This is a genomic window from Shewanella goraebulensis (assembly GCF_030252245.1).
GTDB classification, from domain to species: Bacteria; Pseudomonadota; Gammaproteobacteria; order Enterobacterales; family Shewanellaceae; genus Shewanella; species Shewanella goraebulensis.
This window is the reverse complement of sequence record NZ_CP126972.1, coordinates 3,792,013-3,804,923: the sequence shown is the minus strand read 5'-3', so window position 1 is coordinate 3,804,923 and position 12,911 is coordinate 3,792,013. Positions and strand designations below refer to the sequence as shown.

At 40.5% G+C, this 12,911-nt stretch carries 13 protein-coding genes; 4 read left to right on the top strand and 9 right to left on the bottom strand.

The window, feature by feature from the left end; genetic code table 11:
* Positions 1 to 96: 96 nt before the first annotated feature.
* The 9 genes from QPX86_RS16140 to QPX86_RS16100 all read right to left on the bottom strand — a co-directional run bounded on the left by QPX86_RS16140 (position 97) and on the right by QPX86_RS16100 (position 8,711).
* Positions 97 to 1,803, bottom strand: coding sequence for an RluA family pseudouridine synthase (locus QPX86_RS16140; RefSeq protein ID WP_285163200.1), 1,707 nt, complete (start codon positions 1,801 to 1,803; stop codon positions 97 to 99).
* 248 nt (positions 1,804 to 2,051) lie between these two features.
* Positions 2,052 to 2,432, bottom strand: coding sequence for a VOC family protein (locus QPX86_RS16135; RefSeq protein ID WP_285163199.1), 381 nt, complete (start codon positions 2,430 to 2,432; stop codon positions 2,052 to 2,054).
* 121 nt (positions 2,433 to 2,553) lie between these two features.
* On the bottom strand, positions 2,554 to 3,375 hold the full coding sequence (gene bla, locus QPX86_RS16130) for a subclass B1 metallo-beta-lactamase (RefSeq protein WP_285163198.1): 822 nt from the start codon (positions 3,373 to 3,375) through the stop codon (positions 2,554 to 2,556).
* Between the two features lie 157 nt (positions 3,376 to 3,532).
* Positions 3,533 to 4,840, bottom strand: coding sequence for an ABC1 kinase family protein (locus tag QPX86_RS16125; RefSeq protein WP_285163197.1), 1,308 nt, complete (start codon positions 4,838 to 4,840; stop codon positions 3,533 to 3,535).
* 241 nt (positions 4,841 to 5,081) lie between these two features.
* Positions 5,082 to 5,981 carry a cold adaptation protein AtcC gene (gene atcC, locus QPX86_RS16120; RefSeq protein WP_220751830.1) on the bottom strand — a complete coding sequence of 300 codons (900 nt, stop codon included), beginning with the start codon at positions 5,979 to 5,981 and terminating at the stop codon, positions 5,082 to 5,084.
* Between the two features lie 12 nt (positions 5,982 to 5,993).
* Positions 5,994 to 6,752: a cold adaptation protein AtcB gene (gene atcB, locus QPX86_RS16115; protein WP_220751828.1), complete on the bottom strand. Its 759-nt coding sequence runs from the start codon at positions 6,750 to 6,752 to the stop codon at positions 5,994 to 5,996.
* Entirely contained in the window at positions 6,752 to 7,288 is a 537-nt protein-coding gene (atcA, locus tag QPX86_RS16110; protein ID WP_285163196.1) for a cold adaptation protein AtcA, read from the bottom strand. Before atcA ends, atcB begins: the two co-directional genes overlap by 1 nt.
* A 7-nt stretch (positions 7,289 to 7,295) precedes the next feature.
* Positions 7,296 to 7,580, bottom strand: a complete 285-nt coding sequence (gene atcJ, locus QPX86_RS16105) for a cold adaptation protein ActJcold adaptation protein ActJ (protein WP_220751824.1) — start codon at positions 7,578 to 7,580, stop codon at positions 7,296 to 7,298.
* 588 nt (positions 7,581 to 8,168) lie between these two features.
* A complete protein-coding gene (locus tag QPX86_RS16100; RefSeq protein ID WP_220751822.1) occupies positions 8,169 to 8,711 on the bottom strand; it encodes a hydrolase in 543 nt (180 codons plus the stop codon).
* A gap of 229 nt (positions 8,712 to 8,940) precedes the next feature.
* On the opposite strand from QPX86_RS16100, the gene QPX86_RS16095 reads away from it, so the two are divergent.
* From QPX86_RS16095 to QPX86_RS16080, 4 genes are all read left to right on the top strand, one after another.
* Positions 8,941 to 9,978, top strand: coding sequence for a DUF2235 domain-containing protein (locus tag QPX86_RS16095; protein WP_285163195.1), 1,038 nt, complete (start codon positions 8,941 to 8,943; stop codon positions 9,976 to 9,978).
* Positions 9,979 to 10,168: 190 nt separating this feature from the next.
* On the top strand, positions 10,169 to 10,981 hold the full coding sequence (locus QPX86_RS16090; RefSeq protein ID WP_285165183.1) for a cobalamin-binding protein: 813 nt from the start codon (positions 10,169 to 10,171) through the stop codon (positions 10,979 to 10,981).
* 336 nt (positions 10,982 to 11,317) lie between these two features.
* Complete coding sequence (locus QPX86_RS16085) at positions 11,318 to 12,577, top strand: efflux RND transporter periplasmic adaptor subunit (protein ID WP_285163194.1); 1,260 nt, start codon at positions 11,318 to 11,320, stop codon at positions 12,575 to 12,577.
* A gap of 45 nt (positions 12,578 to 12,622) precedes the next feature.
* Positions 12,623 to 12,856: a hypothetical protein gene (locus tag QPX86_RS16080; RefSeq protein WP_285163193.1), complete on the top strand. Its 234-nt coding sequence runs from the start codon at positions 12,623 to 12,625 to the stop codon at positions 12,854 to 12,856.
* Positions 12,857 to 12,911 lie beyond the last annotated feature (55 nt).

The window sequence follows — 12,911 nt, the reverse complement described above, 5'->3', positions numbered from 1 at the left end:
CATATCCACTTCGAAATAGGTAATTTAACAAGTTTTTACAGGGCAGTAGACTAGCCATTTTTTTGACTATTTAAATGTTCGTTTCAAACGGTTGTTTTATTTGAAATCAGCATTCACTTCGAACGTCATAGACTGGTTGGTGTGAGGGTGATGCAGTGATAACAGTTGTGCGTGTAAATGTAAGCGCTTTTCTGTTTTACCATACAAATCATCACCTAAAATTGGCATATGTAATCCATCATGATGCGCGCAGTGAACTCTCAATTGATGAGTTCGTCCTGTTTTTGGGTAAAGGTGTACTAAAGTGTTGCCATTTTTTACCGCAACTTTCTGCCAAAAAGTCTCTGCATGCTTTCCATATTCATAGCATACAAGCTGTTTGGGTCTGTCATCTAGATCTACCCTAAGAGGTAAGCTGATAGTGCCACTTTCAGTACTCAGTTCACCGTCTATTTTGGCAATATAACGCTTGGTAACAGTTCGATTGATAAACTGCTGTACTAGATGTTTATTCACCTCTTTTGAAAGTGCGATTACCATTAGTCCTGATGTCGACATATCTAATCTATGTACGATTAACGGTCCTGTCGCATTAGGGAATTTTTGCTTCATACGGCTAAATACCGAGTCGGTTATGTTTTTCCCTGGCACTGATAAAAATTCTGCAGGTTTATTAATGATAACGATGTAATCGTCTTGATAAATAATAGGCAGCTCGACACCTTCTGCTGGATTAGTCAGTAAGGGGTTTTCGTCTACCTTCATCCCATCAAGCATATGGCCTAAAATAGGGCGGCATTTACCATGACAAGCAGGGTAGTAATTTTGATGCTGCTTTATCTCAGATTTTGGCGACTCGCCCCACCAAAATTCAGCCATGACCACTGGAGTTAACCCATTTTTAAATGCGTACTGAAGTAACTTAGGTGCTGCACATTCGCCTGCTGCTGCAGGAGGTTGATGGTTAGGAGCATCATGGAAAATATCACTAAGATCTCGAGATTCACCTTTGATGTTTAAAAAATTGTACTGGGCAAATAGCTTTTGTTGCAGCGCATTAGAAAGCTGTTTTCTGGCTTGTTTAACTTCATCTATTTGGTCGGCAATACTGTCAAGTTGCTGCTTAGATTGCTTAATCTGAGCATCCCAGTCTCGTTTTAATGCGTTTAATTGGTGCTTGTCTTCTACGCTCTGTCTGCTCATCTCAATAGAGATAGATTTTTGCTCAGCCTCTGATAAACCCGCTAAGTTATTACGTTTGGCTTTACGGCTTTTTCTGTTTTCAATCATCTGCTGACGATGCAGGGCAATAGCTTGTTCGGCAGCTTGTGTAACCGCATTCAAATCTTGCTCGAATTCAGTGAGTCTAGGGTCTGATTCTAGTTTTTTAAGTTGATGACTTAACTGATTTATTTGCTCGTATTCTGATTTAAAGAAGCTGTCTTTACTGAGCATGTCAAATACTGGCGGTACAAAGTGTGGCAGGATGTTTTGCTCGGCAATTTTGCCAGAGAAAGCTGCTAAGTAACCTAATTCGCCCTGTAAATTTTTTACCACCAATACCCCAAACATTTTACCTATGGGTTTAAGCAGCTGTGCTTGCTGGCAAGGGTTAGTTTTGTCTTCTAATCCAAAGTTATGATGCCAGTCCGTTTGTTGCAGCAGATGTAGTTGCAGTTGCTCAGACGCAATAACGGCTAAAGGGTGAGGCTGATAATAAAATGGGAAAGTAAAATTTTCAGGCAAGCTTATGTCTGCAATCGACTCATTGAATTGATTAAAAAGGGGATCGAATTGTGACATGAAGGAAAGCCTTAAACGTTTAGCTGAAATCGGAACTGAAAATAGACATTGGCGTTAATCTAAAATGGTAACGGCAAGTGACGCTTGAGTATGCAAACTCATTAGTGTCGACTTTGCTTACATCATAAAAATTTGCTGGCTAATTTTACCTTGATTGCCGATAAAAGCCATGTGCTTGAATTAAAAAAGCTGAGCGAACTCAGCTTTTATTGAATAGCTTGATTTACTGCTTACTCATTATTTGCCGATTACTTTGGGCGGTAAAGTACGCAAATCTTGTTACCAGCAGGGTCGCGTAAATAGCCTAAAAATAATGGCCCCATTGGTGATTCGCGGTAACCAGGTAACTCTTCACAAGTCACTCCACCATTAGCAAGTCCAGCAGCATGCCAAGCCAAAGCTTGCTCTTCACTTGATGCTGCAAAACCTACGGTAGTGCCGTTACCATGACTTGATTCTTCGCCATTTATCGGTTTTGTTAATGCAAACACACCAGTGTCTGTAACGTAGAAGCAGCGGCCTTTAGGGGCAATATTACCAGGGGCATGACCTAAAGTGGCTAAGGTGGCATCGTAAAAGGTTTTTGATGTATCGATGTCATTTGCACCAATCATAATATGGCTGAACATAGCTAACTCTCCTTGAGTGTATTTATATCTGAATCATTTAGCGTTTATTCAGATAGGTATGTGATCCGTTAAGTTGATATTTCGCTGTAGGTAGACAGCGATTGATAGGTTTTTATTACATTTATTTTTCTGCGCTTGTTAATGCATGCTGCTTTAGCAGTGAAATGGTATGAGTCAATAACTGCTTATCGCCCATGCTTCCATGGCCCGGAAGCACTTGATTACTTTGAGCGAATTGGCTTTGTAGATTAGCGATTGATTGAGGCCAAGCATTTAAATCTGCTTCACCGTAATAACCTAGGCTTTTACTCCCTAAGCTTTTAACTAAGCAGCCACCATAAAGCAATTTTGATTGCGGAAACCAGACTACAAGGTTATCTATTGTGTGGCCTGCACCGACAAAATGGACTTCAATTTTCGATTCAACAAAATCAAATTGGCCCTCTTTAAAGCTATGACTTGTGGTAGGTTTACCTGCTTGTTGCAGTAATTTATTGGTATGGTCTGATGCGTAAGTCGCGACACCAATGCGGTTTAAATAATCGATACCTGCAGTGCGATCATCATGGGAGTGGGTCGATACGCTTGCAACGAGTTTATAGCCTTGACTTGATATCCATTTAACGAGTTTTATCGTGTCAGTCTCACTCCATGGGGTATCAACTAAGTATGCACTTTTGCCATCGACTAAAATGAGACCGTTAGAGCCAACAAAGCCATATTGCTGAGTTTGCATAAATGATTCGTGCACAAACAAGCTCTTAGATAATGGAGTAATGGTTAATTCTCCTTTAACTGGCTGTTCCTGTGTTTGGATTAACTTTGAATCTGAACTTGAATCCGTAGCTGCTTGAGCAGGCATTAAAGATGCAACTGTTACGATACTAATACACACTAACGTAGCTAATAACTGAGTGGGCTTAATATTGAAAAATGTAAACATTTTAGAGTCTCGAAAGATTAACCACTGCCGAAGATGCGCATTAGTATTTGGGTTAGATTACTTAATTGAAATTCTATACTGCCACAACTTAGCCCGATATGAACAATTACCGATATTCGTACAGATTAATATTTGTTGATATAGCAAAGGTTGGCCTTTATTGGTGGCTTAAAAAAAGTTTTTTAACATCGACCTTGGCTTTAATACGCGAGGCTAGTAGGTATATCCCCGCCAATTTTCGATGTACAAAAATTGCATCGGTTGGTGGAGTATGCCATTCGTCTGGTTTAGTACTCATTGATTTAGCAGCATCGGTGATACGCTTAGCGAGGTTACTGCTGGCAAAATCGTATTCAGCTTCACTTCGAAGCGGTTCACATGCTTGATAGAAAATATCGACAATTAACTGCTGCTGTTCAATGGTGATGTCTTTTTGAAAGAAGCCAATTTCTGATGCGGCTTGAGTCATCAAGGCTTTATCGTTGGTCATTGCACCTTGCATGAGCTTTCTGTATCCAGCAGAGAGTGGTTCGGAAATTTGACGAGTTGCACCGAAGTCCAATAATACAATTTTGCCACTGTTGGCTTGATACATAAAATTGGCAAAGTTCGGATCGGTTTGTACTAATTTAAATTCGAAAAGTTCATCAAGAAACAGTGCTAGTAAGTTAGTGGCAATATTGTCTCGGGTTTGTTGGTCGAGACGAGCAACATTTTCAATGGCTTCACCTTCAATAAACTCCATGACTAAAATACTGTCGGTGCTAAGAGATTCATATACTTTAGGTACGATAAACCTTTCATCGCCAGCGACCCATTGTTGGTATTGCTTTAAAAGATTTGCTTCATACTCATAATCGGCTTCATGGTGAAGCTGCGCTTTTGCCTCGGTGAGTAACTTATCAAACTGGACATGATCAGGTACTAGCTGAGCCACTTTTAATAATGTAGCGACGTTATCGATATCGCTATTGATGCTGTCTTTAATGCCAGGGTATTGGATTTTTACTGCAAGCTTTTCACCAGAACCTAAATAGGCTAAATGCACTTGACCAATGGATGCAGCGGCAAAAGGACGTAGCTCAAACTGCGCAAAAGGCATTAGCCAGTCGTTACCCCATTGTTGCTTGAGTATCTCGACCAATTGTTTGTGAGGCATGGCTTTAGCGTCATCACGTAATCTCGCCATGATTTCACTTAACTCTGCGGGCAATAAATCCCCTGTATCCATTGATATCATTTGGCCAACTTTCATTGCAGCACCGCGAAGCTGGGCGAGCTTTTCAGCTACTTGGGAGATATTTCTAGGAGTAAGCACTAACTCTTGAAGTTTAGGTGATTGACCTTTACTCAGCTGTTTAGCACCTTCGACCAGTACATTGCCAGCTAAACGAGAGGCGAGGCCACCGATTTTACTCAGCCTTGATAAGCGACTACTTGGAACTTTGGCAACGTCTTTAGTCATAGTGAAAACTCATTTAATGAAGGAGTCAGGTACTGCTGAAGGATAATTTGCCATCAATCTGCTTCAATAATACGGTCTATTAAGAATACGTGTTTAATCAAATTTAGATCAATCAGTTAATTGAGCATAATAAATATATCTGCAGAGGTAGCCTAGTGTAGAGTGATAGGTCTATAGGCATAAAAAAAGGCAGCAAAGTCAGCCTTTGTTGCCCTTAGTCATTATTGAGTTCTGCTTGAGGCTAGAATTCAATTGTATCCTGCCAACCTAACAATACACTTTGCAGACCATGTTTTTGCTCATAACGTTCAAGCTTTTCAGGGCTCGCATCATCAAGAGCCAGTTCGCGATACTTTTTGGCAAACTTGAGAGTACGCAATAACTCTTGATAAAAATGCTTACCTAAATCTTCACGAATGGTGTCAGCAAGTGTTGCTGGCAAATGGCTCAATGCGCGTTCAGTATGAATGGTAATAGCATCAATGCTGAACCACTTTTCATCTAGCTCAATCTTGCGTAAGCGCTTTTTCATGTCTTCACGCACTCTAGCGTCGTCAAACATGATGCGATACAACACCGCCTCTGCTAAAACGCTTTCAAGCCCAAGACTAAATAATGGGTCTAGTTCGACTTTAGCGTAAAAAGTTTCAAGTAAAACTTTAGTGGCTTCTTGATTGTGGTGATCTTTCAGTGCTGTTTGATAATCTTGCCAACCTAGCCAAATTTCACTATCGGGTGGTGTTGATATTTTTTCTAACAGTAGCTGGTTAATATCACCATATAGCGAGTTTTCATTGCCGTGCATATGCTTGCTGACAATGGTCAACATGTTCCAGCCTTTCTGGAAACACTTAAGCACACCATCTGGAGTTTGCAATAAAGCAACAGAGCCAGCGGGCTCCTCACCGGTAAGTGCAACCAGCCCTAAACTCACAACGCCAATAACATCGTGAGCAGCATGCTCAAGCAAATGCATTTTGTGTTTGTTATAAAACTTATCTGCTAACTTTAAACTCATTAAAATCGCTTTGGATTTTATCTGAGCGACATGTTCGTCGGTTAATAGTGCTTCTGTGCGTCCATATTCAAGTACACGGCTAAAATATGGACCTTGGTTATTATCACGTAATGCTAATTGCATTAAGTCGATTCCTTAATCAAGAAAAGTAAACATGTCATCGACTTCAGCGTATTCATCAGCCACTTCGTTTTTCTCTTTAGCTTGCAGTACAAGCTCGTTAACGAATTTACCAATGATTTGCTCCCAGCCAGAACTTTCATTACGCAGCAAGTTTTTAATTGATGAAGCGACATCAGGGGTTAGCTGTTTAACCAAAGCGTATAAACTGCGTGGGTCGTCAATGGCTAAGCTGTGAGCTTCTTCATCGGCTTGCCAGTTACTATAACCCACAGTTTCACCGTCATCTTCGTCATCGAAACTTTCATAGATGGTATTGCCATCTTGCTCACCTGAAGGGGCTAGAATGAGTTCAATAAACGGAATTGATAGGTAGAATAAGCCCGCAGGATCTTCTGCGATACACTCTAAAATAGCAGCCTGCTTTTCTTCGGTTCCTTGAATACGAATAAGGTAAGTTAGGAACTCAAAAGTATGATGCATTAACTCATCTGCATTGGTTTTGATTTGCTCTTCCCAATACAGAGGTTGCTGACAGACGATGTCACGAATTTGCTCAGGAGACATCAGTTCTGACATGATTGATGGACACGAAATATCGTGATGACTGTTAATTTGCGTCAGGGTCACAATATCCATATGTTCAATGACATCAACAAGTTGATCGTCTGACATAGTATTAGCAATAATTTCGAAGCGCTTACTGGCTTGTTGCGGCTCTACATCAGCTAGATCTTTTATCTCTGCTGCGGTGAGTTCAATAAGATTGTTCATTATCGCTCCTCGTCATCATATTGGTCGTAATAACCTTCTTCATCGCTGTCATCATAGTCCCCATCATCATTGTAGGGATCATAGCCGTCATCATTAGTGTCACTTGCTTCATTGGCACTAAAAGATTTACTTGGCGCCACCACGTTATCTTGAGTGTTAAGCAAGTAAACGACCGCACAGCTTTCGATGAGTAATTCTTCAGAGTACTTACGTACTGCAAGTACTAAAGGAACATCATCATTATTAAATTGAATCGTAACTTTAAACTCATCCCACGACGGCAAGGTCGCAGTATCAATCCATGTCGCCCACTTGGTTTTAGCGGCATCTGAAAAGCGAACTCGATTGAATAGTGCCACAGGCAAATATTCAGGCACAGCTGCCAACATCGAAGGATCGGCTAACAAAATCGCTTTCATTGAGTCAGTGAATTTGGCTAATGCTTCTGGGCTATCGGGATCGTTATACGAATCGATATTGTCATAGGCATTATTTTTTAACTCATTAATACGTGAGATATTAAGTGGTTTGCTCATGGGTTTCTCAAGAATAAAATTGATCCCACAGTTCGGTCATAGCCGCTGTAGGATTGGTTACGATGACATTATTAAAATCTTTAATAAACGCAGTTCTTAACTTTTTATCAGACAAAACATCGTAGGCATCTTTAACGCGTTGCAACTGCTGTGCTGCGAGATGTTTTTCTTCTTCTGAAGCATTAATCAGTTTATCGGGGTGAAACTTATTTGATAAACGTTTATAGGCTTTTTTTATTTCGTCTTCTTTGGCACTGGCTTTAACACCGAGGACAGTGAAGTGGTTAATCATATTTTTACCTATGGTATATGAACTTGGATAGACTGCTGCTAATCCATTAAATTATGATTATTTGGTTGTAAATAATAACAGAAATACAATCATTTCCATAAAACTATCAACTAGTTTAGCTTATTACAAAATTCAGATGTTCAAATTGAATAAAAATAATACAAATTTAATATTCTGATTGTCCACTTTGGCTGACACTTGCTTTATTAAAGCTCATTTTTTCACTAAAAATAAAAAAGAGCACCCGAGGCGCTCTAAGTTAAAAAATGTGTCTTAGTTAATAAAGTGTTCTTAGTAAAAAATAGGAGAGTAACTCCGTATAATTTGCTCTGATGTTAGCTTTTTTCTTTCTCGATTAAGGCTAAAATTACTGGCACCACCTGATTAATAGCTCCAATACATAGACTTAATATTGCAATATGTTCCCATCCCATGACGTGCTCCTTTAATTTACTGTAATGATGAAAGTTTTCAAACCGATGTGTTATGTCGATGGAATAAGTCTATTAAACTTGCCTTTTTGCGGTAAGTGAATATTGTCATTAGAGTCGATGACATTTGTCATGGTAAGTTAAGCTATTAAATTAATTACTTTATTAACTTTAGAAGAGACTTGAAGCGTTCCCCACTGGCTTGATGTTGAAGCTCGAACAAACAAGATTCAGTGTTGGTTACCTTCGCGCCTAATTGAGTCATCATTTGGATCCCTAGCTGCTTATTTTCGCTGGTGCGTGACGATACAGCGTCGGCAACTAAGTGAACGTTATAACGATTAGCCAGTAAGTCTTGGCAAGTTTGATAGACGCAAACATGGGTTTCAATGCCCGCAAGGATAATATCAGTACGATTGAGTCTAGCTAGTTGTTGTTGGAATTCAGAGTTTTGCCAAGCACTAAAATATGATTTGGGAATAACCTGTGTGGTTTTACTGAGTAGAGCTGCTAATTCCTCACTGGTTCCGCCGAGTTTATCGGGCAGTTGTTCAACCCATAAAATAGGTATATCAAACAATTGCGCCCCTTGGATTAAAATGCCGAGTTGTTTATGTAATTCGGGCGATTGCTGCATCACTTGGGCAAGCTTACCTTGGACGTCAATGATCACCAAAACTGACTGTTGAGTCGTTAACATAGGGATTCCTTTACTGCTAGAAGTAAGTCGTTAATGAGTAAACGATACTTTTGCAGGAATGACTATTGTCTAAAAGTCGAACAAGGTATGATTTATCACACGTTAATTGTGTCAATCGTGTCTACTTAAATAAGGCGTTGTAACTTTCTTCTTTAGAAAAGTGATGCAGTAACATTAGCCCGTGCAATGGCCTAATTTGATTCAAATCATAAGCGAACAAGGAAGAGTGATGAATAAACGGATTGTTATTTGTGCTGATGGTACTTGGAATCGCCCTGAAGAAGACATTAATCAAGATCAGGCGACCAATGTACTTAGGCTTGCCAGAGCCATTAGTCCTGTTGCGCAGGATGGTAAACCTCAACAAGTTTTTTATGACTGGGGAGTTGGCTCTTACTACGACAACCTCATTGGTGGAGCGACAGGAAGAGGGCTGCATAAAAACATTCTTGATGGTTATCGCTACATTGTGCAGAACTACCAAGCAGGTGATGAGATTTACTTATTTGGCTTTAGCCGTGGCTCATACACCATGCGCAGCCTTTGCGGCTTGATAAACAATTGCGGCATAGTAAAACGCCCTGACGCCAAGCTTATTCAACAAGCCTTTGAACATTATAAAACCCAAGCGAAAGCTTATGCACCTGAAGGTGAGAAGTCACTGCTCTTTAGGCAACAGCATTCACACCCTTCACGGGAGATTGAATTTGTTGGCGTGTGGGATACCGTTGGTGCGATGGGGATCCCCAGCTCATTTTTAGGTTTATTTGAAGATAAAGATGAGTTCTATGACACTAAAATTGGCAGTAATGTCAAAGTCGCTCGTCATGCTTTAGCGATAGATGAACATCGACAGGATTTTGAACCGACTATTTGGCGACCAAGAGACACGATGGATATGAAGCAAGTTTGGTTTGCTGGTGCTCACAGTAATATTGGTGGCAGTTATCAACCTGACAACCAAGGATTAATGCTGTCAGACAATGCCTTACACTGGATGCTAGAAGAAGCTCAAGCTTATAAGCTATCAGTTGAATCACATTTAATTAATCAGGTTTCACCGGCGCCTATGGCTAAACTGCATAATTCTCGTCGTAATTTCTATCGAGTTAAACGTAAGCTTTATAGAGACATGGCACCTATGGGTGAACCAATGCTCATTCATCAATCAGTTAAACAGCGTTGGGATAATGACGTAAATTATCGTCCTAAAAACCTACAAGCTTTAGTCGATAAGTTTGGTTGGCCAACAGAGTTAGCTTTATAAGGCTTTAAATTAATTCTTTAACTCGTTAAATCACTTATTCGTTAATCCTGTGCGAAAATTGCTAGAATGAGCACGATGCGGTTTTAAGTATTTCGTGCTCATAACTATTAGCTTGCTACTCAAACTTATTAAAGGTATTTCAGTGACTCATTCCGTTAATCGCTCTTTTTTATTCACATTCACTTTTACCTTGTTACTCACTTTATTTAGTTCTGATGTTGTTGCAACAAATGTTAAACCTGCAAAGAGGGTGATTGCGTTATCACCTCATGCCGTTGAAATGCTCTATGCCATTGGTGCTGGCGAAACAATTGTTGCCACCACAGATCATGCAGACTTTCCTGAGCAAGCTAAAACTATTCCAAGTATTGGTGGCTATTATGGTATTCAGATGGAGCGAGTTATTGAGTTAAATCCTGATCTCATTGTGGTCTGGCAAAGTGGTAATAAAATGGAAGATATTAGCCAGTTAACTCAGTTAGGTTTTAAGGTTTTCAATAGCGATCCTAAAAGTTTAGATGATGTGGCCAAAGAGCTTGAGCAATTAGGCGAGTTAACTGGCCGCCAGCAACAAGCTGAGCAAGTCGCGAACGATTATCGCCAACAGCTGGCCAATATTCGCAGTCAGAATCAGCAAAAATCTGCGGTAAAAGTCTTTTATCAATTATGGTCTACACCGTTAATGACGGTCTCTAAAGGCAGTTGGATTGAACATATCATCAGCGCTTGTCATGGTGATAATGTGTTTATTGATGCAGCAAGTGAATACCCGCAAATCAGTGTTGAAAATGTCTTACTGACTGGGGCTGAGGTGATATTACAGAGCCAAGATGAAGGTAATGTTATTGGCGTAGATTGGTCGAAATGGCCAGAATTACCAGCGGTTAAGAATAATCATATTTATCAGCTTAATGCTGATTTGCTGCACAGGGCTTCGCCAAGAGCAATATTAGGCGTACAAGCTTTGTGTGAGTCGTTAGATAAAGTTAGGTCCACACAGTAGCTGCCTCGGAGTAAACTGCTTCACCGTACAGATTTTTACACCTAAACCAATCAAAGTGTCCAGTCGGACACTTTTTTATTGTTCGGACACTTTTCTTTTTTACGGACACTTTAAATCAGTGTCCGCGGACACATTCGTATATTCTAATAAATGCAATTGCGCCTATCCTTATGATATTAAAGGTTTTGTTATTGTTGGCATAGCCTGTGCTTTATCAAGGGAACAATATCGAAATAGCACACTAGGTTTTCTAGAACGGTCACTATTTGTAAGCGGATAGCTTGTAAACGGACTGCCAGCAAACAGAAAGCCCCTAGTGAGAGTCAAGGAACCGAGATGATTAAAGATACCAGCGGACAAGATACGGTCATTAAAGCAAGCGCTTCTCAAAAGCTACGTATGCCCATCATTATTGGCACAATCTGTGTGTTAATGAGTGCGCTAGTGTGGGCAAGCATTGGTCATGACTCTTCTATTCGCTCCATCGAAGGTAAAGACCTACGTTTAGCCACAATCACTCGAGGTACTTTAGTACGTGATATCGCGACAACAGGTAAAATTGTGGCAGCCAATGCGCCCATTTTATACAGCACTGAACAAGGTGTGGTGACGTTACTTAGCCAGCCAGGTGATGAGGTCGAACAAGATCAAGTCGTTGCACAAATCGACAGCCCTAAATTACGCAGTAGCTTTCAACAAGAGCAGTCAGTATTTGCCGCAATGGAAAGTGATTTGGAGCGCGCCAAGTTAGATGCCCGCCGCGAACAGTTACGAGTGAGCCAAGTACTGGATATGGCCAAGGTCGATTTAGAAGCTGCCGATAGAGAAAGTCGCCGTGGCGATCAATTGATTCAAAATAGTCTCATTAGCCGCATCGATTATGAAAAAAGTAAAGACGATTTACACAAAGCTAAGTTGTTGCACAAACATGCCATTCAAGAAGTGGAATTGATGCGCGATACCTTAACGTTTGAACTTAAAAACCGTGCCCTAGAAGTCGACAGACAAGCATTGGTGGTGACCGAGTTAGCTCGTCAGATTGCTGCGCTAGATATTAAGGCGCCGGTAAAAGGGATTATTGGTAATTGGTTGGTTGAACAAAAAGCCCGTATCGGCGCAAGTCAGCCAATACTTACCGTCGTGGATTTGAGCGCCTTTGAAGCTGAGCTTGCAGTGCCTGAATCTTATGCCGATGACTTAGGCATAGGCATGGATGTTGAGTTAAGTTTTGGCAGTCTTAAAGTGATGGGGCATTTATCTTCTATTTCACCAGAAGTAAGAAACCGTGAAGTGACAGCTCGAGTGCGTTTTAACGCTGAAACCAGTTTATCGCTTCGTCAAAATCAGCGTTTATCAGCGCGAGTATTACTCGAAAATCGCCCTAATGTATTAATGGTAAAACGCGGTGACTTTTTAAATCGCGGCGGTTCAACAGCATTTGTTATGAACGATGATATAGCTGTTAAAACTCCAGTGACACTCGGCGCAAGGAGTATGAGCCAAGTCGAAGTCGTTGATGGAGGTAAGGAGGGTGATGTGTGGGTGGTTTCAGGCACTGAAGCGTTTAAAAACGATGAACAAATTCAAATTAGATAAACAAATTAAACCGATTGGATTGCGACAATAAGTAAGGACACAAAAATGAAATCATCTCAAACCAAACCGATGACAGGCTTTGTTGCGTTGATGCTATTGAGCCTAGCGGTGAGTTACAGAATTGATGAAAGCTTTAACTGGTTGTCATTTAGCTTTCAAATTATTGACCTAACAGATCAACTCGCAGATCAGGTTAGTTATGGATTAAGCAGCGATATGGTGCAGGTGTTATTTGAATTAGATTTTGCCACTGCACTGCAAATCATAGTGCATTTTTAAGCGCGAATTCACCGATTAATTGAATAAACAAAAATTGGCAAAACACAGAGCCAAT